The sequence below is a fragment of the Stenotrophomonas sp. YJH_SMC_123 genome (genome assembly GCF_059368215.1).
Genome location: NZ_JCAFRM010000004.1, coordinates 236,857 through 258,013, shown reverse-complemented (window position 1 = coordinate 258,013; position 21,157 = coordinate 236,857). Strand labels below are relative to the sequence as shown.

Annotated in this window: 20 protein-coding genes; 13 read left to right on the top strand and 7 right to left on the bottom strand. The window is 67.9% G+C overall.

Annotated elements, in window-relative coordinates; all coding sequences use genetic code 11:
- Positions 1–152 precede the first annotated feature (152 nt).
- Both lptG and lptF read right to left on the bottom strand, forming a co-directional pair.
- Positions 153–1,259, bottom strand: a complete 1,107-nt coding sequence (gene lptG, locus AC5P5W_RS11750) for an LPS export ABC transporter permease LptG (RefSeq protein WP_197574389.1) — start codon at positions 1,257–1,259, stop codon at positions 153–155.
- Positions 1,256–2,338 (bottom strand): LPS export ABC transporter permease LptF, encoded by a 1,083-nt coding sequence (gene lptF / locus AC5P5W_RS11745; protein ID WP_032962260.1) that lies wholly within the window; start codon positions 2,336–2,338, stop codon positions 1,256–1,258. The genes lptG and lptF overlap by 4 nt, the downstream gene beginning before the upstream one ends.
- A 104-nt stretch (positions 2,339–2,442) precedes the next feature.
- On the opposite strand from lptF, the gene AC5P5W_RS11740 reads away from it, so the two are divergent.
- From AC5P5W_RS11740 to AC5P5W_RS11720, 5 genes are all read left to right on the top strand, one after another.
- Positions 2,443–3,921, top strand: coding sequence for a leucyl aminopeptidase (locus tag AC5P5W_RS11740; protein ID WP_197574388.1), 1,479 nt, complete (start codon positions 2,443–2,445; stop codon positions 3,919–3,921).
- An 82-nt stretch (positions 3,922–4,003) separates the two neighbouring features.
- Entirely contained in the window at positions 4,004–4,429 is a 426-nt protein-coding gene (locus tag AC5P5W_RS11735; RefSeq protein ID WP_014645876.1) for a DNA polymerase III subunit chi, read from the top strand.
- Positions 4,430–4,448: 19 nt separating this feature from the next.
- The gene (locus AC5P5W_RS11730) at positions 4,449–4,640 is read left to right on the top strand and encodes a YqaE/Pmp3 family membrane protein (protein ID WP_014035920.1); all 192 of its coding nucleotides are present in this window, start codon (positions 4,449–4,451) and stop codon (positions 4,638–4,640) included.
- Between the two features lie 33 nt (positions 4,641–4,673).
- Complete coding sequence (locus AC5P5W_RS11725) at positions 4,674–7,502, top strand: valine--tRNA ligase (RefSeq protein ID WP_032962264.1); 2,829 nt, start codon at positions 4,674–4,676, stop codon at positions 7,500–7,502.
- Positions 7,503–7,635: 133 nt separating this feature from the next.
- Positions 7,636–8,457: an EamA family transporter gene (locus AC5P5W_RS11720; RefSeq protein ID WP_495221154.1), complete on the top strand. Its 822-nt coding sequence runs from the start codon at positions 7,636–7,638 to the stop codon at positions 8,455–8,457.
- A gap of 45 nt (positions 8,458–8,502) precedes the next feature.
- On the opposite strand, the gene rimI is transcribed toward AC5P5W_RS11720, so the two are convergent.
- From rimI to pssA, 3 genes are read right to left on the bottom strand one after another with little or no spacing between them, the layout of a single operon-like run.
- The gene (rimI, locus tag AC5P5W_RS11715) at positions 8,503–9,000 is read right to left on the bottom strand and encodes a ribosomal protein S18-alanine N-acetyltransferase (protein WP_014645873.1); all 498 of its coding nucleotides are present in this window, start codon (positions 8,998–9,000) and stop codon (positions 8,503–8,505) included.
- The gene (locus AC5P5W_RS11710; RefSeq protein ID WP_032962270.1) at positions 8,997–9,500 is read right to left on the bottom strand and encodes a hypothetical protein; all 504 of its coding nucleotides are present in this window, start codon (positions 9,498–9,500) and stop codon (positions 8,997–8,999) included. Before AC5P5W_RS11710 ends, rimI begins: the two co-directional genes overlap by 4 nt.
- Positions 9,497–10,273 carry a CDP-diacylglycerol--serine O-phosphatidyltransferase gene (gene pssA / locus AC5P5W_RS11705; protein ID WP_005415206.1) on the bottom strand — a complete coding sequence of 259 codons (777 nt, stop codon included), beginning with the start codon at positions 10,271–10,273 and terminating at the stop codon, positions 9,497–9,499. The genes AC5P5W_RS11710 and pssA overlap by 4 nt, the downstream gene beginning before the upstream one ends.
- A gap of 80 nt (positions 10,274–10,353) precedes the next feature.
- Between pssA and AC5P5W_RS11700 the strand changes: the two genes are divergently transcribed.
- From AC5P5W_RS11700 to AC5P5W_RS11690, 3 genes are all read left to right on the top strand, one after another.
- On the top strand, positions 10,354–10,731 hold the full coding sequence (locus AC5P5W_RS11700) for a DUF4124 domain-containing protein (protein ID WP_014645871.1): 378 nt from the start codon (positions 10,354–10,356) through the stop codon (positions 10,729–10,731).
- Positions 10,732–11,201: 470 nt separating this feature from the next.
- Entirely contained in the window at positions 11,202–12,905 is a 1,704-nt protein-coding gene (locus tag AC5P5W_RS11695; RefSeq protein ID WP_014645869.1) for a proline--tRNA ligase, read from the top strand.
- A gap of 220 nt (positions 12,906–13,125) precedes the next feature.
- The gene (locus AC5P5W_RS11690; RefSeq protein WP_010480700.1) at positions 13,126–13,509 is read left to right on the top strand and encodes an H-NS histone family protein; all 384 of its coding nucleotides are present in this window, start codon (positions 13,126–13,128) and stop codon (positions 13,507–13,509) included.
- Positions 13,510–13,601: 92 nt separating this feature from the next.
- Here the strand turns inward: AC5P5W_RS11690 and AC5P5W_RS11685 are convergent, their stop codons facing one another.
- Entirely contained in the window at positions 13,602–14,861 is a 1,260-nt protein-coding gene (locus tag AC5P5W_RS11685; protein ID WP_046428410.1) for a threonine/serine exporter family protein, read from the bottom strand.
- Between the two features lie 92 nt (positions 14,862–14,953).
- Here AC5P5W_RS11685 and AC5P5W_RS11680 point away from each other — a divergent pair, with 92 nt between their 5' ends.
- The 4 genes from AC5P5W_RS11680 to AC5P5W_RS11665 are packed head-to-tail and all read left to right on the top strand — an operon-like array spanning position 14,954 to position 18,472.
- Positions 14,954–16,075 (top strand): MlaE family ABC transporter permease, encoded by a 1,122-nt coding sequence (locus tag AC5P5W_RS11680; RefSeq protein ID WP_180835249.1) that lies wholly within the window; start codon positions 14,954–14,956, stop codon positions 16,073–16,075.
- Between the two features lies 1 nt (position 16,076).
- A complete protein-coding gene (locus AC5P5W_RS11675; protein WP_014645866.1) occupies positions 16,077–16,904 on the top strand; it encodes an ABC transporter ATP-binding protein in 828 nt (275 codons plus the stop codon).
- Positions 16,905–16,907: 3 nt separating this feature from the next.
- A complete protein-coding gene (locus AC5P5W_RS11670; RefSeq protein ID WP_057500367.1) occupies positions 16,908–17,834 on the top strand; it encodes an MlaD family protein in 927 nt (308 codons plus the stop codon).
- Entirely contained in the window at positions 17,831–18,472 is a 642-nt protein-coding gene (locus AC5P5W_RS11665) for an ABC-type transport auxiliary lipoprotein family protein (protein WP_197574386.1), read from the top strand. Before AC5P5W_RS11670 ends, AC5P5W_RS11665 begins: the two co-directional genes overlap by 4 nt.
- Positions 18,473–18,547: 75 nt before the next feature.
- Here AC5P5W_RS11665 and AC5P5W_RS11660 read toward each other — a convergent pair whose 3' ends face one another.
- A complete protein-coding gene (locus tag AC5P5W_RS11660; RefSeq protein WP_014645863.1) occupies positions 18,548–19,135 on the bottom strand; it encodes an alpha-ketoglutarate-dependent dioxygenase AlkB family protein in 588 nt (195 codons plus the stop codon).
- 118 nt (positions 19,136–19,253) lie between these two features.
- Here AC5P5W_RS11660 and AC5P5W_RS11655 point away from each other — a divergent pair, with 118 nt between their 5' ends.
- Positions 19,254–21,146, top strand: a complete 1,893-nt coding sequence (locus AC5P5W_RS11655) for a glycoside hydrolase family 99-like domain-containing protein (protein ID WP_197574385.1) — start codon at positions 19,254–19,256, stop codon at positions 21,144–21,146.
- Positions 21,147–21,157: the final 11 nt, after the last annotated feature.

Here is a 21,157-nt window from a genome sequence, read left to right as displayed (position 1 = left end):
CTCGGCTGGCAGGCGGTGCGCAAAAAGCAGCCGAGCATGGGCTCGGCTCTACAGAATCCAGCACGCTGGGCCGGGATGCTGGTGGTCGTGGCACGGATGCCGAAGCGGTGGATTGCCCCGGTAGCGCCGGGCATGGCCCCGCGCTACCAGAATCAGCCCGACTTGCGCCGGAACAACAGTCCGGACACGGCCAGCATCACGATCGGCGGCAGCGCATAGGCAATGCGGTAATCGAACTTCAGCGCACCGGCCATGCGGCCGAAGAACAGCTGCAGCAGCCAGAAGCCCAGTGCAAACAGGATGCCCAGGAACAGGCGCTTGCCCATGCCGCCGCTACGCAGCGACCCGAACGCGAACGGCACCGCGGCCAGGCACAGCGCCAGCACGTTCACCGGGTAGAACCAGCGGCTCCAGTACACATCCTCGAAATCGCGCGCATCCAGCCCGTTGCGCTGGCGGTAGGCAATGCTGGTGCTCAGCTCGGCCACACTGAGGTTTCGCGGCTTGGCGATGCCGGTGGCCAGCGCCGCCGGATCCAGCTTCGAGTTCCACGGCTCACGCGCCACTTCCTGACGGGTGGCCGAGCGCTCGCCGAAGGTGTCGCGACGCACCCCGGTCAGCACCCAACCGTCCTTGTCGTGCTCGGCGGTGGCGGCATGGGTCAACGAGGCGACATTGCCGTCTTCGGCGATCCGGTAGAGGCGCACGTCACGCAGGATCAGCCGCGTGCCCTTGTCGCCCACCAGCTGTTCCTCGCCGCTCTGGGCGTTGAGGAAGGTGTCGCCTTCGCGTGCCCATAGGCCGGAGTAGCGGGTGGTGGAGATGTCCCGCCCCCACTTGGCACTGGCCTTCAATGCATCGGCACGGTCCTGCCCCCACGGGCCCAGCGTCTCGGCGCTGAGCACCATCACTGCGGTCAGCAGCGACAGCGCGATCGCCACCGACACGCTCAGGCGCTTGCGCGACAGGCCCAGCGCACGCAGGGCGGTCAGCTCCGAGGTCGCGGCCAGCTGGCCCAGACCCATCAGCGCGCCGATCACCGCGGCGGTCGGGAACATCGTGTAGGCGCGGCGCGGCACCGTGTACAGCACCCAGGCGGCGGCATGGCCCAGGGTGTAGCCGTTCTTGCCGATGTCCTTGAACTCGCCGGAGAACGCCATCACCACGTCCAGGCCGACCAGCACCGCCCAGGTCAGCAGCACCGTGGTGAACACCGACTGGCCCAGGTACAGATCGAAACGCATCGGGCGCAGCCTCATGCGCGGGCTCCCTTCGAGCGGCCCAGGCGGCCATCACGTGCATACATCCAGATCGCCAGCGCCAGCAGCGGCACGGTCAACCACCACAGGCCGAGCGCGGCCGGAATCTTGCCGTTGGCGATCCAGCCACTGCCGATGAACATCAGGTTGGTGCCCACCATGTAGGCCATCAGGGCCAGCATCATGCGGCCGTAGCGCTGCTGGCGCGGCGAGCTGCGACCCAGCGGCACGGTCAGCAGGGCGAAGGCCAGCGCGATCAGCGGCGGTGCCAGGCGGCGGTGCAGCTGCGCCTGCGCCTGGGGGCGCTCATCGCCGATCAGCTGCAGGGTCGGCATCAGTTCCGGGTCGTCCTCGGTGCGGGTCTGTGCACCGTCGGGCAGGGCCACGTCGTTGCGGGCAAAGGTCGCCAGCCGGTAATCCAGCGCGCCGGCCACCGGGCCTTCCACCTGGTGGCCATCATCCAGCTCCAGGAAGCGCTGGCGGGTGCCCTCGAAGAACATGCGGCCACCATTGGCGGACACGACTTCCAGGCGGTCATCCTTCTGGCGCTGCAGGAACACCTTGCCCAGCTGGGTGCCATCGGGCGAGATCGAGGACAGGTACACCACGCCGCCATTGGGCAGCGGGGTGAAGCGGCCCGGCTCCAGGCCGGCCATCAGCACGCTGCGGTTGGCCTCGATGATCATCTGCTCGGCCATCCGGCCGGCCCACGGGCCCAGCCACAGCGAGCAGGCGCCGACCAGCAGCACCACCGGCACCACCAGCATCAGCAGTGGCCGCAGCAGCCGCTTGGGCCCCACGCCAATGGCGGTGATGACCGCCATCTCCGAGTCGCGGTAGAGCCGGGCCACCGCCAGCAGCAGGCCCAGCATCAGCGCCAGCGGCAGGATCAGCGGCAGGTAGGCGATGAACTGCAGGCCCAGCTGGGAGAACAGCAGCTTGGCCGGCAGGCGTCCGTCGGCGATGTTGCCGAGGATGTCCACCAGCACGCCGCCCACGCTGACCACCAGCAGGACGATCAGGGTAGCCAGGAAACTCTGGACGAAATCGCCCAGCAGGTATCGGTCGAGCTTCAGCATGGGGCGGTGGTTTAAACTCTGGGGTTCGTTCGCGGTGCCGCCCAGTCTACTGTCTGGGCGTAAACGGCCTGCGATTGTACGGACTCGCCAATGGAATCTGCTCAATGGCCCTCGAATTCACCCTGAACCACGTTGCTCCGGCCGCCGCCACCGTTGATTGCCTGGTGGTCGGCGCGTATGCCGACCATACCCTGACCCCGGCCGCGCAGGCCCTGGACGCCGCCAGCGGTGGCCGCCTGGCCGCCCTGGCCCAGCGTGGCGACCTGTCCGGCAAGACCGGTGCGACCACCCTGCTGCACGACCTGCCGGGCGTGACCGCGCCGCGCGTGCTGGTGGTCGGCCTCGGCGACGCCGCCCGCTTCGGCGTGCCGCAGTACCTGAAGGCCGTGGGCGACGCGGTGCGCGCGCTGAAGGCCGGCGCCGTCCGCAGCGCGCTGTTCACCCTGTCCGAACTGGCCATCAAGGACCGCGACGCGGCCTGGGCGATCCGCCAGGCAGTGATCGCCGCCGATCACGCCGCCTACCGCTACACCGCCACCCTGGGCAAGAAGAAGGCCGACGATGCCGGCCTGGCCCAGCTGGCCGTGGCCGGTGACGACGCCCAGGCCCTGGCCCAGGGCCAGGCCATCGCCGCCGGTGTCGAGTTCGCCCGCGAGCTGGGCAACCTGCCGCCGAACTATTGCACCCCGGCCTATCTGGCCGACGTGGGCGTGAAGTTCGCCGGCGAGCACGAGGGTGCCGAAGCCGAGATCCTCGACGAGCACCAGATGGAAGCGCTGGGCATGGGCTCGCTGCTGGCCGTGGCCCGCGGTTCGGCCAACCGCCCGCGTCTGGTCGTGCTGAAGTGGAACAATGGCGGCGACGCCAAGCCCTACGTGCTGGTCGGCAAGGGCATCACCTTCGATACCGGTGGCGTCAACCTGAAGACCCAAGGCGGCATCGAAGAGATGAAGTACGACATGTGCGGCGGCGCCAACGTCATCGGCACCTTCGTCGCGGCGGTCAAGGCCAAGCTGCCGCTGAACCTGGTGGTGGTGGTGCCGGCGGTGGAAAACGCCATCGACGGCAACGCCTACCGTCCTTCCGACGTGATCACCTCGATGTCGGGCAAGACCATCGAAGTCGGCAACACCGACGCCGAAGGCCGCCTGATCCTGTGCGACGCGCTGACCTACGCACAGCGCTTCGAGCCGGCCGCGCTGGTCGACGTCGCCACCCTGACCGGTGCCTGCATGGTCGCCCTGGGCCACCAGACCGCCGGCCTGATGAGCAAGCACGACGACCTGGCCAACGAGCTGCTGGCCGCCGGCGAGCACGTGTTCGACCGCGCCTGGCGCCTGCCGCTGTGGGACGAGTACCAGCCGATGCTGGATTCGACCTTCGCCGACGTCTACAACATCGGCGGCCGCTGGGCCGGCGCGATCACCGCCGGCTGCTTCCTGTCGCGCTTCACCGAAGGCCAGCGCTGGGCCCACCTGGACATCGCAGGCGTCGCCAGCGATGAAGGCAAGCGTGGCATGGCCACCGGCCGCCCGGTCGGCCTGCTGAGCCAGTGGCTGCTGGACCAGGTCGCCCGCGCCTGATGCCGTACCCGACCCTGGCCGGCAGACGCCGGCCGGGGCCTCGCCCGGCACTGCCGGGCCCTTGCCTGACCCGGACCCTGCCATGCCCCGCGCCGACTTCTACCTGATCGCCAAGCCCCGCTTCCTGACCGAGCCGTTGCGCCTGGTCTGCGAACTGGCGCGCAAGGCCAACGACGCCGGGCTGTTCACCCTGGTGCTGGCCCGTGACCAGGCCCAGGCCGAGGAACTGGACGAGCTGCTGTGGGCGTTCGACAACGATGCCTACATCCCGCACCAGATTGCCGGCGAAGACATGGACGAGGAAGAGGCCCTGGTGCTGATCGCCGTACCCGGCACCGACGCGCCGGCACGCCCGCTGGTGATCAACCTGCGCGATGAGCCCTGGCTGGGCCAGTGCGAGCGTGTGCTGGAAGTGGTTCCGGCCGATCCGGAAGCGCGCGAACCGCTGCGCGAGCGCTGGCGCCAGTACAAGGCCGCCGGTTACGACCTCAACAAGCACGACATGTGAGCCCGGCGAGGACCCCTTGATGCGCCTGCTGATCGCCCTGATTCTTCCCTGGCTGTCCTTCTTCACCATCGGCCGGCCGCTGGCCGGGATCGTCTGCCTGATCCTGCAGATCACCCTGATCGGCTGGCTGCCCGCCGCCATCTGGGCCGCCTACGCGGTCAGCCAGTACCACACCGACCAGAAGATCCGCCGCGCCCTCGGGTCGCGCTGATCTCCCTTCCGCCTTGATTACCGGTTCCCCCGCATGACCCAACTCGCCTCCAGCTACGACCCGACGTCCTTCGAGACCGACCTCTACGAGGCCTGGGAGAAGGCCGGCCACTTCAAGCCGTCCGGCACGGGCGAGCCGTACACCATCCTGCTGCCACCGCCGAACGTGACCGGCACCCTGCACATGGGCCATGCCTTCCAGCAGACCCTGATGGATGCGCTGGTGCGCTACCACCGCATGCGCGGCTACGACACGCTGTGGCAGGTCGGTACCGACCATGCCGGCATCGCCACCGAAATGGTGGTCAGCCGCAACCTCGCGCTGGAAGGCAAGGGCGAGACCCGCGATTCGCTGGGCCGCGAAGGCTTCATCGGCAAGGTCTGGGAGTGGAAGCAGCAGTCCGGCGACACCATCGAACGCCAGATGCGCCGCCTCGGCACCTCCGCCGACTGGTCGCGCAGCACTTTCACCATGGACCCGCAGCCATCGGCGGCGGTCAACGAGGCCTTCGTGCGCTGGTACGAGCAGGGCCTGATCTACCGCGGCCAGCGCCTGGTGAACTGGGACCCGGTGCTGAAGACCGCCATTTCCGACCTGGAAGTGGAGAGCGCCGAGGAAGACGGCTTCCTGTGGTCGATCGCCTACACGCTGGATGACGGCCTGAGCTACGAGCACGTCGAGCGCGATGCCGACGGCGTGGAAACCCTGCGCGAAACCCGCGACTACCTGGTCGTTGCCACCACCCGCCCGGAAACCCTGCTGGGCGATACCGCGGTGATGGTGCACCCGGAAGACGAGCGTTACGCGCACCTGATCGGCAGGAACGTGGTGCTGCCGTTGACCGGCCGGCGCGTGCCGGTGATCGCCGACGACTACGTGGACCGCGCGTTCGGCACCGGCGTGGTCAAGGTCACCCCGGCGCACGACTTCAACGACTATGAAGTGGGCGTGCGCCACAGCCTGCCGATGATCAACCTGTTCACCCCGGTGGCGGCGCTGAACGAGAACGCGCCGGAACGCTTCCGGGGCCTGGACCGCTATGAAGCACGCAAGGCCGTGCTGGCCGAGCTGGAAGACCTGGGCATCCTGGTCGAGACCAAGGCGCACAAGCTGCAGGTGCCGCGTGGCGACCGAACCGGCCAGGTGATCGAGCCGTACCTGACCGACCAGTGGTTCGTGAAGATGGACGACCTGGCCAAGCGTGGCCTGGACCTGGTGGAGGACGGAAGCATTGCCTTCGTGCCGCCGAACTGGATCAACACCTACCGCCACTGGATGAACAACATCCAGGACTGGTGCATCAGCCGCCAGCTGTGGTGGGGCCACCGCATCCCGGCGTGGTTCGATGCCGCCACCGGCAGCTGCTACGTCGGTCGCAGCGAAGAGGAAGTGCGGGCCAAGCACAACCTGGGCAGCGAGGTGGTGCTGAACCAGGAAAGCGACGTGCTGGAGACCTGGTTCTCCTCGCAGCTGTGGCCGTTCTCCACCCTGGGCTGGCCGAACGAACAGGCCATGGCCGAGCGCGGCTTCGATCGTTACCTGCCGTCGTCGGTGCTGATCACCGGCTTCGACATCATCTTCTTCTGGGTGGCGCGCATGATCATGGCCACCGACAACCTGGTCGGGAAGATCCCGTTCAAGGACGTGTACTTCACCGGCCTGATCCGCGACGGCCAGGGCCAGAAGATGTCCAAGAGCAAGGGCAACGTGCTCGACCCGCTGGACATCATCGACGGCATCACCATCGACGACCTGGTCGCCAAGCGCACCGGCGGCCTGATGCAGCCGAAGATGGTGGAGAAGATCGAGAAGGCCACCCGCAAGGAATTCCCGGACGGCATTGCTGCCCACGGTGCCGATGCGCTGCGCTTCACCATCGCCGCGCTGGCCACCCACGGCCGCGACATCAAGTTCGACATGAACCGCGCCGAGGGCTACAAGAACTTCTGCAACAAGCTGTGGAACGCCAGCCGCTTCGCGCTGATGAACACCGAAGGTGCGGCGTTCACCGGCGTGCCGACCCCGCGCACCGATGCCGAGCGCTGGATCCTTTCGCGCCTGGCCGCCACCACCGCCGAAGCGCAGGGCCATTTCGCCGCGTACCGCTTCGACCTGCTGGCGCAGTGCCTGTACGAGTTCGCCTGGAACGCGTTCTGCGACTGGTTCCTGGAGCTGAGCAAGCCGGCACTGAACGGTGCCGACGCGGCTGATGCCGAAAGCACCCGCCACACCCTGCTGTACGTGCTGGAAGCGCTGCTGCGCCTGCTGCACCCACTCACCCCGTTCATCACCGAACAGCTGTGGCAGCAGCTGGCCCCGCGCCTGGGCCTGGCCGAAACCACGCTGTCGCTGCGGCCGTATCCGACCGCCGCCGAATTCGCCGGTGATTTCGCCCAGGCCGAGGCCGACGTGGAATGGCTGAAGGCGGTGATCAGTGCGGTGCGTCGCGTGCGCAGCGAATTGAACGTCGCGCCGTCCAGGCAGGTGCCGCTGCGGCTGCAGGCCGGCCTGGAGCAGGACCGCGTGCGCATCGAACGCTTCAGCGCCTCGCTGTCGTTCCTGCTGAAGCTGGACAGCATCCAGTGGCTGGCCGAGGGCGAAAGCGCACCGCCGGCGGCCGCCGCGATCGTGGGCGAGCTGAAGCTGCTGGTGCCGCTGGAAGGCCTGGTCGATCTCGATGCCGAGCGCGCGCGCCTGGACAAGGAGATCAAGCGCGTGGAAGGCGAGCAGGAAAAGAGCGAAACCAAGCTGGCCAGGTTCACCGACAAGGTGCCACCGGCGGTGGTCGATCAGGAGCGCGTGCGCCTGGTCGACTGGAACACCCAGCTGGCCGGCCTGCGCGAGCAGCGCGCGAAGCTGTAACGCCGCGCTCTGGTGCGTGCCAACCAAGGTTGGCCCCTGCCACGGCAGGGGAGGTTGGCACCCACCGAAGCGGAATCGGAAACGCCGGGCGATGCCCGGCGTTTCCATTTGCCCCGCATGGCATCATCGGCGGATGCCGCTTTCCATCTTCCTGCTCGTCCTCGCTGCCGCGGCGCTGCATGCCAGCTGGAATGCGATCGTCAAGCGCGGCCCGGACAAGTTCCTCGGTACCGCGCTGGTGACCGGCAGTGCCGCGTTGCTGTCGGCCGCCGCCCTGCCCTTCCTGCCCTTCCCGGCCGCGCACAGCTGGCCCTGGCTGGCTGCGTCGGTGCTGCTGCAGGTGACCTACTACGGGCTGGTCGCGCGTTGTTACCAGCAGGTCGACATGAGCCTGGCCTACCCGCTGATGCGTGGCAGCGCGCCAATCCTGGTCGCACTGGCCGGCACCCTGCTCGGTGAGCCATTGCCCGCCGCAGCGTGGCTGGGCGTGGTGCTGGTGAGCACCGGCATCCTGTGCATGGCACTGGGTGCGCGCGGCGGCCAGCTGCGCCTGCCGCTGCTGACAGCGGCGATGATCGCCACCTACACGCTGGTCGATGCGCACGGTGCGCGCCAGTCCAGCAGCGCGCTCAGCTACACGTTGTGGTTGTTCCTGCTGTCGGGCATCCCGCTGCCGCTGTGGGCGTTGTATACGCGCGGCGGCGCGGTACTGGACTATGCGCGGCAGCATTGGCCGCTGGGACTGGCCGGTGGCGTCGGCACCACCGCCTCGTATGCGATGGCGTTGTGGGCCATGACCCAGGCGCCGGTAGCAATGATCTCGGCGCTGCGCGAATCCTCGATCCTGTTCGCGCTGCTGATCTCGGTGTTCCTGCTGCGCGAGCGGGTTCCGCGCACGCGCTGGCTGGCAGCGGTGCTCATCGTCGGCGGTGTGCTGGCGTTGCGGCTGGCGTGAGCGACGCATCGGTAGTGCCGGCCGCTGGCCGGCAACCCGTCTGCGTTACAGCGGCGGCATTTCCTGCAGATCGCCGTCGACCAGCTCGATCGCCATCACGACCGCATCCTCGCGGCCCTGTGCAGCCGGGTAGTAGCGCGGGCGGCGGCCGATCTCGTTGAATCCTTCGCTGTGATACAGCGCCAGCGCCGGCGTATTGGACGGACGCACTTCCAGGAAGACGCGCTGTGCGCCACGGTCGGCGGCCAGCTGCACCAGCGCGCGCAGCAGCTGGCGGCCCAGCCCGCGCGACTGTGCCAGCGGATCGATGCAGATGTTCAGCACGTGCGCTTCATCGGCGGCGATGCTGAGCACGCCATAGCCGACCAGCAGGCCATCGCGCTCCATCGCCAGGCCGGGATAGCCGGCACGCAGGCAGTCGATGAAGATGCCGCGGGTCCAGGGAAAAGGGTAGCCGCGCAGTTCGATCGCCATTACCGCATTGAGGTCGCTCTCGCGCAACGCACGCAGGCTGACCGGGCCGGGCCGGGTGACCGCGCTCATGGCGTGCCCCGCTTGCGCAGGGCACGCAGCTGCGGCCACAGCGCACGCTTGGCGGCCGGGTCGTGGCGCAGCTGGTCCAGCGGCCAGCTGTCCATCAACCGCTGCGTAGCCGGGTCGTTCGGGTTGCAGCCGGACGCACGCAGCAGCGCGATCTGCAGGCGATCCGGCAGGCGGACCACCGGCTGGCGCGCGTTGCCGCTGGGCATCGGGCGCTCAGCCGCCGGCACGGTATCCGGGGCACTGACCGGCGTTTCGCGGCGCGGCGGTGCCGGCCGTTCCGGGCGGGCTGCGGGCGCCACCCCGGCATGCTGTTCGCGCGACGGCACGGGGGCCCGCACCGGTTCCGGCGGGGCGACGCTGGCCTCGGCTTCGGCCACGCTCAACTGCAGCGCGGCATCCAGCTCGGCAGCCAGCTGGCCATCGTGATAGACGGTGTAGCCCATGGCCTGCAGCCAGGCCTGCTGGGCCGGTGACCACAGCACGGGCAGGTCCTCGCTCACGCGGCCTCGGGCTTCTTGCGCAGGCGCTGCACGGCCCACATCACCGGGCCGGACAAGGCGTACAGGATGCCGACCGCGAACAGCACGCGCGGCAGGTCGATGACCGCAATCGCGATCGCCACCGGCACCAGTGCCAGCACCAGGAACGGCACGCGGTCCGAACGGGTGCCCTTGGCAGCGCCACCCTTGAAGCTCCAGAAGCGGATGCGGCTGACCATCAGCAGCGCAGCGATGATCGTCACCGCCAGCGCCACGTACCGCAGCTGGTTGCCGTCCCAGCCCAGGTTGCCATCGGCGAACGCCCAGACGAAGGACATCATCAGGCCCGCTGCTGCCGGGCTGGCCAGGCCGACGAACCAGCGCTTGTCGACCACCGCCACCTGGGTATTGAAGCGGGCCAGGCGCAGCGCCGCGCAGGCCGCATACAGGAAGGCCACGGCCCAGCCGACGCGGCCGAGCAGCGGATCGTCGAACTTCAGCCACGACAGCGACCAGTGGTACATCACCAGCGCCGGGGCCATGCCGAAGCTGACCAGGTCGGCCAGCGAGTCGTACTGCACGCCGAATTCGCTGCTGGTACCGGTCAGGCGCGCCACGCGCCCGTCCAGGCCATCCATCACCGCCGCCACGAACACGGCGATGCTGGCATTGACGAAATCCCCGTTGGCCGCGGCGATGATCGCGTAGAAACCGGCGAACAGGCCGGCGGTGGTGAACAGGTTGGGCAGCAGGTAAATCGTGCGCGAGCGCGGCGGCGGTGTGATCGGGTCCATGGAATCCAGTTTAATCGACTTGCCAGCGGTCGGCGCCAATGCTGCAATCGGCGTTCTGCGCCCATTCCGTGGAGTCTGCCATGCGTGCCCTGTCCTGCCTTGGATGCCTGCTGCTGTTGGCCAGTGCCAACGCCGTGGCCGGCCCCGTCTACAAATGGAAGGACGCCCATGGCGTAACCCAGTATTCGGAGACCCCGCCGGCGGGCAAGAAGTTCGAGACCCGCGAGCAGGCCCGCACCCCGCAGGCCGCAGCCAGCACCGAGACCCCGGCCGCGCCGGTCCCCGGGCAGTGCAGCACGGCCCGGGCCAACCTGGCCCTGCTGGACGGTGGTGGCCAGGTGATGCAGGACACCGATGGTGATGGCAAGGCCGATACCCCGTTGACTCCGGAGCAGCACACCGCGCAGAGGGGATTGGCGCAGGCCGCCATCAAGGCGTACTGCCCACCGGCCGGTTAAGGGTATCGGCAGGGCTGCGCCCTGCACCTGCAGAGGCAACAGCAAGGGCAACAGCCGGCTCTGGGCTATCTGTGGGTTTGGCGGGGCGGTGTCGGTGGTAGATCCACGCCATGCGTGGATGAAATCTGTCAGATCTCGAATTGAATTCGGGGTCAGATCCGTTTTCCTGCGGAAAACGGATCTGACCCCAGGAGCCATTCCGACAGCTCGCAGGAAACTGTCGAAGGCGGGGTGGGTCCGGCGGCAGGGGTGTGAGCGGCATGGATGCTGCGACCAAGCCCCCAGGGATGGGTTTACGGCGTCCCCTGCCGCCGGACCCACCCCGCCATCTCCCAGGAGACCCGTTTTTGCTGTTGCTGTTGCCGGCCAGCGGCCGGCACTACCCGCAGGTGCAGGCGCAGCCCTGCCGATACCCCTCCCCCCGGCCGGGCTGGCAGAATAGAGGTCTCTGCCGTTATCCGAAGCCGACGATGCGCCTCTCCCAGTTCCACCTGCACACCACCAAGGAAACCCCCAGCGACGCCGAGCTGACCAGCCATCGGCTGATGCTGCGCGCGGGCATGATCCGCAAGCTGGCATCGGGCCTGTACACCTGGTCGCCGCTGGGCCTGCGCGTGCTGCGCAAGGTCGAGCGCATCGTGCGCGAGGAAATGGACCGGGCCGGTGCCGTGGAATTCCAGATCCCGACCATCCAGCCGAAGGAACTGTGGGAGCAGACCGGCCGCTGGCAGAAGTTCGGCCCGCAGCTGCTGAAGATCAAGGACCGCAAGGACCAGGTGTTCTGCTACAGCCCGACCGCCGAAGAAGCCGCCTGCGACTTCGCGCGCAGCGAGCTGTCCAGCTACAAGCAGCTGCCGGTGAACTTCTACCAGGTGCAGACCAAGTTCCGCGACGAGATCCGCCCGCGCTTCGGCGTGATGCGCTCGCGCGAGTTCCTGATGAAGGACGCCTATTCGTTCCACCTGCACGATGAGTGCCTGGTGCGCGAATACGAGAACATGAAGTCGGCCTACAGCCGCATCTTCACCCGCCTCGGCCTGGATTTCCGCATGGTGCAGGCGGACTCCGGTGCCATCGGCGGTGATGCGTCGCAGGAATTCCACGTCATCGCCGATTCCGGCGAGGACGCGCTGGTGTTCTCCACCGGCTCGGACTACGCAGCCAACATGGAAGCGGCGATTGCCGCCGACCCGGCGCCGCGTGCGGCCGCCACCGAAACGATGCGCAAGGTGGATACCCCCACCCAGAAGACCTGCGAGGACGTCGCGGCGCTGCTCGGCATCGACCTGCAGCGCACGGTGAAGTCGGTGGCGCTGATCGCCGGCGAAGGCAAGGCACAGCAGTTCGTGCTGGCGCTGGTGCGTGGCGACCATGAGGTCAACGAGATCAAGCTGGCCAAGGTCGCCGGCCTGGACGAGCAGCGCTTCGCCAGCGAGGCGGAAATCGCCGAGCACCTGGGCAGCGTGCCGGGCTTCCTTGGCCCGGTCGCGCCGGCCAAGGCCATCCGCGTGGTCGCCGATCGCGAAGTGGCGGCGATGGCCGACTTCGTCGTCGGCGCCAACGAAGCCGGTTTCCACCTGGCCGGCGTCAACTGGGGCCGCGACCTGCCGGAACCGGAAGTGGCCGACATCCGCAACGTGCGGGCCGGCGACCGTGCCGTGGACGGCGGTGAACTGAAGATCGCACGTGGCATCGAAGTCGGCCATGTGTTCCAGCTCGGCCGCAAGTACGCCGAAGCGCTGGATGCCACCGTGCTGGACGAGAACGGCAAGGCCGCAGTGATGGCGATGGGGTGCTACGGCATCGGCATCTCGCGCGTGGTGGCTGCCGCGATCGAACAGAACCATGACGATGCCGGCATCATCTGGCCGGACGCGATGGCGCCGTGGCAGGTGGTGGTGTGCGTGATCAACCCGAAGGGCGATGCGGCCGTGGCCGACGCCGCTGCCAACCTGCTGCAGGAGCTGCGCGAGGCGGGCCTGGACGCTGCACTCGACGACCGCGGCCTGCGTCCGGGCGCGATGTTCGCCGACATGGAGCTGATCGGTATTCCGCATCGCGTGGTGGTCAGCGAACGCGGCCTGGCCGCTGGCACCTACGAGTACCGCTCGCGCCGCGCCAGCGACGCGGAGAACCTGGACAAGGCCTCCCTGCTGCAGCGTCTGCAGGGCTGATCAGGAAAAGACCGGGGCCTGCCCCGGTCTTTTTTTTGCCCGCGCCCTTCCCCGATATTGCAGCGGACATAATCCGGTCAAAATCACCGCGACGGCGTCTGCATGCCGCCACGCCATGACCCGCCTGCATTTGTGCTGTGATTAATTCATCTCTATTCTGTCCGCCGACGCCATGGACTGGCTTGTCCCGTCCACACATTAGTTTCCGGAGTAACCGTAAATGAGCATTGACCTGACCGGCCTGTCAGCACGCGAGCTGGGCGCCCTGATCCGTACCGCCAAGAAGCAGCAGACCATCGTCGCCAAGCGCCGGCCGATCACCAAGGTCCGGGCCCAGCTGACCAAGCTGGCCAAGACCGAGGGTTACACCATCGAAGAACTGTTCGGCAGCGCCCCGGCCACGCGTGCCCGCAAGGCCGCCCCGGCCGCCAAGGCCCCGTCGAAGACGGCCGGCCGCAAGCTGGGCAAGGTTGCACCGAAGTACCGCAACCCGGCCAATCCGAAGGAAACCTGGACCGGCCGTGGCAAGCAGCCGCGCTGGATGGCTGAACTGACCGCCAAGGGCAACAAGAAGCCGGAAGATTTCCTGATCAAGAAGGCCTGAGGCCGGGATCAGGTTGGAATGAAAGACGCCGGCGGACGCCGGCGTTTTTCATTCTCCGGTGTGTGGACCGGGGTCCACACCCACCGACATCATCACAGGGTCTTGCGAGCGGGCATCAGCAGGTTGCCGAACAGCAGGCCGGCGACCAGCGCCATCACCACGTTGAGCACGGTGAGGAACACGCTCTGGCCGGCGCCGACATCCTGTTGTTGGACCAGGGTCAGCACACCGCGCAGGCTGGTGCTGCCGGGCACCATCATGATGATGCCGGGCAGGCGGATGATCGCGCCCGGACGCCCGACCAGGCGACCGAACAGATTGCCGCCCGCGGTCAGCAGCATCGCCGACAGGAAGATGCCGGCCGGCGCGCCCCAGGCATGGCCGCCGAACTTGGAGATCGCATAACCGGCCACCGAGGCGGCGATCACCCACGGGTAATCGCGCCGGTTGGCCTTGAACAGCATCGCGAACGCAAAGGCCGCGGTCAGCAGCGAACCCCACTCCACCCACGGCCCCTGCGGCCGCGCGGCGCGGATCACCGGATCCAGCCCGAGCACGTCGGCCAGGGTTACCGCGATCATCGCGCCGACGCTGAGCTTCATGATGGTGGTCAGCGCGCCGGCAAAGCGCGCGGTGCCCGACACCCAGTGCTGGCTGGCCAGCTCATTGACCGCATTGGTCAGTGACATGCCGGGCAGCAGCACCACCAGCGAGGCGATGATCACCGTATTGAGGTTGAGCGCGCCAATGAAGGACGCCACCAGGGTGGCGACCATGCCGGCCAGCAGCGCCGCCAGCGCCTCGGCCGCTTCGCGGGTGGCCGGGCGGCGGTCGGTGACCATGCCGAGCAGGCCGATCATCAGGCCGATGACACCGGCGGTGGCGATGTCCAGCCACGGCAGCTTCCACATGCCGGCCACGCCGGCCGCGCCGAGGGTGAATGACAGGATGGTGCGCAGCTTGCCGCGCCGGCCCGGATCCTTGTCCAGCTGGCGCAGCGCGGTATGGCCCTGGGCGATGCTCATCCGCCCGTTGGACACTTCTTCGGCGATATGGTCGGCGACGCTGAGCTTGTGCAGGTCGTTCTCACCGGGCGCCAGGCGGATCACGCGGGTGATGTCGCTGGAGCCGATCGCCTGCGCCGGATCGCTGAAGCTGAGGATGATACCGGTGGGATTCGACCACGGTTCACAATCCAGATCGAGCTGGCGGGCCAGTGCCACCACCGCCGTTTCCAGGCGCTGGGCCGTGGTGCCATAGCTGTGCAGGCGTCCGGCGATCTCGGAAACAAAGGCCACGCGCTGTGCGTAGGTGGCCTGGGGCGTGGGGATCGTGTGAGCGTCTGCGGACATGCGCCGTAGTATTACCTACGCTGGGGCCCACCGGAGAAATTCATCCGAGTTCGACGCGAAGCCCGATACAGAACGGTTATGCTGCGACCCGAATGGCCCACGTCACCCCGAACCTCGCCCCCCAGCTCGAACAGGATGCCCATGACCCGGGCCTGATCCACCTGTCCGGCACCTGGACCTTGAAGACCGCGCTGGCCGCGGCCGAGGTCCTGCACGGCGTTCCCGACAAGCTGACCGGCATCGATGCCACCGGCATCGAGCAGCTGGATTCGGCCGGCGTGCTGCAGGTGCTGCGCGTGGCCCACCGTGCCGATCTGCACGAAGACGCACTGCAGTTCCGCGCGGACCACCAGGCGCTGGTGTGCACCATCGAGGAAGTGGCCGACGACCGCCCCAAGGCCAAGCGCGATTTCGGCGTGCTGGCCGCGCTGGAACGGCTGGGTGTCAGCGTCCACGCCACTGGCCACAACATCAAGGCGCTGTGCAGTTTCCTCGGCGAGAACCTGGTCAAGGCGGCCCGGCTGGTCAAGGAACCCCGCCGCTTCCGGCTGACCGCCACCGTGCACCAGATGGAGCAGGTGGGGCTGGATGCGGTACCGCTGGTGGCGCTGCTGTCCTACCTGGTGGGTGCGGTGATCGCATTCCTCGGCTCGACCATCCTGCGCGACTTCGGCGCCGAGATCTACGTGGTCGAGCTGGTCAACATCGCCTTCCTGCGCGAGTTCGCGGTACTGCTGACCGCGATCGTGCTGGCCGGCCGCACCGCCAGTGCGTTCACCGCGCAGATTGGTGCGATGAAGGCACGCGAGGAGATCGATGCAATGCGCACGCTGGGCCTGGACCCGGTCGACCTGCTGGTGCTGCCGCGACTGCTGGCGCTGCTGGTCACCCTGCCCTTGCTGACCTTCATCGCGATGATCGCGGGCCTGGCCGGCGGCATCACCGTCGGCGCGTTCGACCTCGACATCCCGCCGCAGATGTACATCGCGCGCATGCACGAGACGATGGAAGTGCGGCACCTGCTGGTCGGCCTGTCCAAGGCACCCGTGTTCGCGCTGGTGATCGGCCTGATCGGCTGCCTGGAAGGACTGAAGGTCGAGGGCACCGCGCAGTCGGTCGGCGAGCGCACCACCTCCAGCGTGGTGCAGACGATCTCGCTGGTGATCATCATCGACGCCTTCGCGGCGTTGTGGTTCATGCACATGGACTGGTGACATGAGCACATCCGCCCTCCCCGACTCCATCGACATGCGCGACGACCAGGGCCACGAACTGGCCATCCGCGTGCGTGGTCTGGTCAACCGCTTCGGCAGCCAGACCGTGCACGAAGACCTGGACCTGGATGTGCGCCGCGGCGAAATCCTGGGCGTGGTCGGCGGCTCCGGTACCGGCAAATCGGTGCTGATGCGCTCGATCCTGGGCCTGCGCGTGCCCGATGCCGGGCAGATCGAAGTACTCGGCCGCGACGCGCGTGCCGACGACGCCGAGAGCCGCCTGCACATCGAGCGCAACACCGGCGTGTTGTTCCAGGACGGCGCCCTGTTCTCCTCGCTGACCGTGGGCGAGAACGTGCAGGTGCCGCTGAAGGAACACCACCGCGAGCTGCCCGAGCGCTGGCACTACGAACTGGCGCTGCTGAAAGTGAAACTGGCCGGCCTGCCCGCCGATGCGATCAACAAGCTGCCCTCGCAGCTGTCCGGCGGCATGCGCAAGCGCGCCGGCCTGGCCCGCGCGCTGGCGCTGGATCCACCGCTGCTGTTCCTGGACGAACCCACCGCCGGGCTCGACCCGATCGGCGCGGCCGCGTTCGACCGCCTGATCAAGACCTTGCAGGAAGCGCTGGGGCTGACCGTGTTCCTGATCACCCACGACCTGGACACGCTGTACGCGATCTGCGACCGGGTCGCGGTGATCGCCGACCGCAAGGTGGTGGCCAACGCACCCTTGCCTGACATCGAGAAACTGGATCATCCGTGGATCCAGGAATACTTCCACGGACCCCGCGCGCGCGCCGCGCGTGGCGAACAGATCGAGAGTGCCTGAGCCATGGAAACCAAAGCCAACTACGTGCTGATCGGCGCGTTCACCCTGATCACCGGCCTGGCCCTGCTGGCCTTCGGCCTGTGGGCCGCCAAATACTCCTCCGACCGTACCTGGCAGGAGTACCGCGTGGTGTTCCGCGAAGCGGTGACCGGCCTGTCGGTGGGCAGCCCGGTGCAGTACAACGGCATCGCGGTGGGCTCGATCACCGAACTGAACCTGGTGCCGGACGACCCGCGCCAGGTAGTCGCGCGCATCCGCCTGAACTCCAACACGCCGGTCAAGACCGATACCCGCGCCAAGCTGGCGATCACCAGCCTGACCGGCCCGTCGATCATCCAGCTCAGCGGCGGCACGCCGCAGTCGCCGGCGCTGACCACGGTCAACAAGGACCCGGCACCGATCATCCCGACCACGCCCTCTGCGCTGCAGAACATCACCGACGTCGCCAACCGCATCGTCGAGCGCATGGACCAGATCCTCAGCGACCGCAACGTGGCCTCGATCAACGCGACGCTGGCCAACCTGGAGACGATCAGCGGCGGCCTGGCCGACCGTGACCAGGGTACCCAGGCGCTGCTGCTCAGCGCGCGCGACGCCGCCCGCAGCCTGGACACCACGCTGAAGACCACCAACGGCACCATCGAGCGCCTGGACAGGAACCTGGTGCAGCAGCTGCCGGGCATCATCGACAAGCTGGACGGCACCCTGGCCAAGCTCGACTCGGCCGCCGGCAACGCCGATTCGATCCTTGGCGAGAACCGCGCCGCGATCAACAGCTTCGCCAACGATGGCCTCGGCCAGCTGGGCCCGACGCTGACCGAACTGCGCGGCCTGATCCGCGACCTGCGCCGGGTCAGCGACCGCCTCGAGAACAACCCCGCGCGCTACCTGCTGGGCCGCGACGCACCGAAGGAGTTCGAACCCAAATGAGCCCGACCACCCTTCCGCGCCTGCTGCTGGCCGCTTCGATGGTCACCCTGCTGGGGGGCTGCTCCATCCTCGGCAGCAGCGAGAAAACCGCGGTGACGCTGTACTCGCCGTCCGTGCAGGTCAAGGCGGACCCGGCGTGGCCGCAGGCCAGCTGGCAGCTGGTACTGGCCAAGCCCAGCGCCGCGCGCATGGTCGACAGCCCGCGCATCAATGTGCGGCCGACACCGTCGCAGCTTGAGATCTACAAGGGCGCCAGCTGGGCGCAGCCGGCCACCGACATGATCGAGGACACCCTGCTGCGTGGCTTCGAGGATTCCGGCCGCATCCGCGGCGTGGCCCGCAGCACCGCCGGCATCCGCGCCGACTACAAGCTGTCCACCGATGTGCGCCGCTTCGAATCGGATTACCAGGGCCAGGCCACGCCCACCGTGGTGATCGAGGTCAACGCCAAGCTGATCCATGTCGCCGACCAGCGTGTGGTCGCTGACCGCACCTTCCGCCAGGCGCAGCCGGTCGGCAGCACCGACGTACCGGCGGTGACCGCCGCGTTCGAGCGTGGCCTGCAGCAGCTGGCGCAGGACGTGGTGGGCTGGACGCTGCAGAGCGGGCAGGCCGACCAGCCGACCATTGCGCGCTGATCGCAGCATTCGCCGGGCATGTGGTTACGGGGTCAGGTCCCTTTCCGGCCGGAAAGGGACCTGACCCCTTCTTCGTCAACGCGGCGAAATCCAACGGAAGGTCAGGTTGATCCGCTCGCCGTGCACCCGCGCCATCTTCGGCAGCGCGTGCTGGTAGAAGCGCTGGGTCTGTCCGGCCATCAGCAGCAGGTCGCCGTGGCCCAGCACGAATTCAGCCTTGCGTGCCGGGTCGTCGCGGCGTCGCAGCAGGAATCGGCGCGCCGCGCCCAGGCTCAGCGACGCGATCACCGGGGCCGGACCCAGCTCCGGCTCGTCATCGCTGTGCCAGCCCATGTAGTCACCGCCACCGCGGTAGCGGTTCAGCAGCACGCTGTTGAAGCGGCCGTGGCCTTCGGCTTCCAGGCGCCCGCGCATGGCCTGCAACACCGGCGGCCAGGGGCGCGGCACGAACTCGGCACCGGAATAGCGATAGCGGGCCTGCGGGTCGCCGATCCAGCAGCTCAGCCGCGGCGAGTCCACCCAGTTGCCGAACATGCGGATGCGATGGGTTTCCCAGGGCACTTCGGCCTGCAGCGAATACAGGAGCTGGTCGGCCTCGGCCGCAGCCAGCCATCCCGGCAGGTGCAGGACATCGGCATCGGGCAGGTCGTGGGGGAACAGCATGGTCACACGCTAGCACGCCGCCGTTTGCCGTCATGGCCGCCAGCACCGAAAATGGCGCCATGACCGTTGCCCAGATGCTGATTCCGTCCTACCGCCCGCTGTCGCGAGGCCTCGCCCGATGAGCCTGCGCCAGTCGCTGTTCCCGTTGCTGCGCGCCGTGTTCCGGGCCTTGCCGTTGCCGCAGGCGCAGCGCGACCGGTTGCGCACCCGGCTGTTGGCACGGCATGGCGACTGGGTGCCGCCGCCCCCCAAGGGGCAGCAGGATGAGGGGGGCGCGCGCGCCAGTGCCCAGCTGCGCTGGCGTGCCGATGAACCGGCGATCGGCCACGTGCCATGGCGTGAGGGAGCATTGCCGTCACCCATGCCGGCGACGCTGGTCGCTTTCTACCTGCCGCAGTTCCATACCTTCCCGGAGAACGACGCCTGGTGGGGCAAGGGCTTTACCGAGTGGCGCAACGTCACCCGCGCCCTGCCGCAGTTCGAAGGTCACATCCAACCCCGCCTGCCGGCCGACCTCGGCTTTTATGACCTGCGCAACCCGCAGGTGATGCGTGACCAGGCACGCTTGGCTGCGGAGTACGGCATCGGCGCATTCTGCTTCTACTACTATTGGTTCAGCGGCCGCACCCTGATGGAGGACCCGCTGCGTCAATGGCTGGCCGATGACAGCATCGACCTGCCGTTCTGCCTGTGCTGGGCCAACGAGAACTGGGCACGACGCTGGGACGGCCGCGACGACGACATCCTGATCGGCCAGCAGCACAGCGCAGAGGACGATCTGGCCTTCATCGCACATGTCGCGCCCTACCTGCGCGACCGCCGTGCATTGAAGGTCGAGGGTCGGCCGATGCTGCTGGTCTATCGCCCGAACCTGCTGCCCGACGCCCGGGCGACTGCCGAGCGCTGGCGCCGCTGGTGCCGCGACAACGGCGTGGGCGAGATCCACCTGGCCTACGTCCAAGGCTTCGAGCGACCGGATCCGCGCGATATCGGCTTTGATGCCGCCGTCGAATTCCCGCCGAACATGAGTAACCCGCGCTCGTTGTCGGCACAGCAGTGGCTGCTCAATCCTGCCTTCAATGGCGATGTACGCGACTGGCGCGAACTGGCTGCAGAAATCGCAGCGCGGCCGCTTCCGGATTATCCGCTCTATCCCGGCGTGAACCCGGGCTGGGACAACGAGGCGCGTCGTTCCGGCCGCGGCCGCGTGTACCTGCACGCCTCACCCCGTGGCTACCGCGACTGGTTGCGCACCACGATCCATGAACGCCTGGCCCTGGCGCCTGCGCGCCAACGCATGGTCTTCATCAATGCCTGGAACGAATGGGCCGAAGGCGCGGTGCTGGAACCGGATGCCCGGCTTGGGCATGCCTGGCTTGACGCGACGCGCCAAGCGCTGTCCCCGGCTTCGCCCGCCGGCCCCCTGCGGGCCTGCCTGCTGATTCTCATTGATGATCCCGGGCTGATCGCTACAGCTTGCGAGGCCGCCAGCGGCCTGGGCGTGAGCTACCGTGTTTTCATTCCAATGGCGCAGCGCCCTCATGACGCTGCGGTCGATATCATCGGCCATGCGGGCAATGCCTTGTCCAGCATCGTGCAGGTCCTGGAGGCTTTTGGTCCGGATCCATCGTTGCTGGCCTGCTGGCTGGACCTCCGCGGAAGCGGCGAGGCAAGACCGCAGCTACCAGGAACGGCCGATCTCGACGCTGTGCTTCAACAGTTCGATGAGCAACCTGCGCTGGGCATGTTCGCGGCATCCACTCCGGAGGCCGTCGCCGTTACACGCCGTCATCTCCGCTGGGCGGCGCGGCTGGGGATGGCCGACGCCCCTACGCCGCAGACAGCAGGCACGATGTGGCTGCGGGCGTCGGCGTTGCGGTCACTGCTGGATGCGCACTGCTATCCCAGTGAGCTGGACAACGACAATGCACTTGATCCGGTCATGCAGTTGCTGCCGGACCTTGTTGCCAACGCCGGCTACGTCGTCGCAAGCCCACAACGCCAACCCTGAGGCTGGCGCTG

What these genes read in the sequence shown, in the direction of transcription:
- AC5P5W_RS11690 (WP_010480700.1), top strand. Translation starts at nt 13,126, where the DNA reads ATGAGCATTGACCTGACCGGCCTGTCAGCACGCGAGCTGGGCGCCCTG.
- AC5P5W_RS11660 (WP_014645863.1), bottom strand. Translation starts at nt 19,135, where the DNA reads ATGCTGTTCCCCCACGACCTGCCCGATGCCGATGTCCTGCACCTGCCG.
- AC5P5W_RS11725 (WP_032962264.1), top strand. Translation starts at nt 4,674, where the DNA reads ATGACCCAACTCGCCTCCAGCTACGACCCGACGTCCTTCGAGACCGAC.
- AC5P5W_RS11655 (WP_197574385.1), top strand. Translation starts at nt 19,254, where the DNA reads ATGAGCCTGCGCCAGTCGCTGTTCCCGTTGCTGCGCGCCGTGTTCCGG.
- AC5P5W_RS11730 (WP_014035920.1), top strand. Translation starts at nt 4,449, where the DNA reads ATGCGCCTGCTGATCGCCCTGATTCTTCCCTGGCTGTCCTTCTTCACC.
- AC5P5W_RS11675 (WP_014645866.1), top strand. Translation starts at nt 16,077, where the DNA reads ATGAGCACATCCGCCCTCCCCGACTCCATCGACATGCGCGACGACCAG.
- lptG (WP_197574389.1), bottom strand. Translation starts at nt 1,259, where the DNA reads ATGAGGCTGCGCCCGATGCGTTTCGATCTGTACCTGGGCCAGTCGGTG.
- pssA (WP_005415206.1), bottom strand. Translation starts at nt 10,273, where the DNA reads ATGGACCCGATCACACCGCCGCCGCGCTCGCGCACGATTTACCTGCTG.
- lptF (WP_032962260.1), bottom strand. Translation starts at nt 2,338, where the DNA reads ATGCTGAAGCTCGACCGATACCTGCTGGGCGATTTCGTCCAGAGTTTC.
- rimI (WP_014645873.1), bottom strand. Translation starts at nt 9,000, where the DNA reads ATGAGCGCGGTCACCCGGCCCGGCCCGGTCAGCCTGCGTGCGTTGCGC.
- AC5P5W_RS11740 (WP_197574388.1), top strand. Translation starts at nt 2,443, where the DNA reads ATGGCCCTCGAATTCACCCTGAACCACGTTGCTCCGGCCGCCGCCACC.
- AC5P5W_RS11665 (WP_197574386.1), top strand. Translation starts at nt 17,831, where the DNA reads ATGAGCCCGACCACCCTTCCGCGCCTGCTGCTGGCCGCTTCGATGGTC.
- AC5P5W_RS11720 (WP_495221154.1), top strand. Translation starts at nt 7,636, where the DNA reads ATGCCGCTTTCCATCTTCCTGCTCGTCCTCGCTGCCGCGGCGCTGCAT.
- AC5P5W_RS11680 (WP_180835249.1), top strand. Translation starts at nt 14,954, where the DNA reads ATGGCCCACGTCACCCCGAACCTCGCCCCCCAGCTCGAACAGGATGCC.
- AC5P5W_RS11695 (WP_014645869.1), top strand. Translation starts at nt 11,202, where the DNA reads ATGCGCCTCTCCCAGTTCCACCTGCACACCACCAAGGAAACCCCCAGC.
- AC5P5W_RS11735 (WP_014645876.1), top strand. Translation starts at nt 4,004, where the DNA reads ATGCCCCGCGCCGACTTCTACCTGATCGCCAAGCCCCGCTTCCTGACC.
- AC5P5W_RS11685 (WP_046428410.1), bottom strand. Translation starts at nt 14,861, where the DNA reads ATGTCCGCAGACGCTCACACGATCCCCACGCCCCAGGCCACCTACGCA.
- AC5P5W_RS11700 (WP_014645871.1), top strand. Translation starts at nt 10,354, where the DNA reads ATGCGTGCCCTGTCCTGCCTTGGATGCCTGCTGCTGTTGGCCAGTGCC.
- AC5P5W_RS11670 (WP_057500367.1), top strand. Translation starts at nt 16,908, where the DNA reads ATGGAAACCAAAGCCAACTACGTGCTGATCGGCGCGTTCACCCTGATC.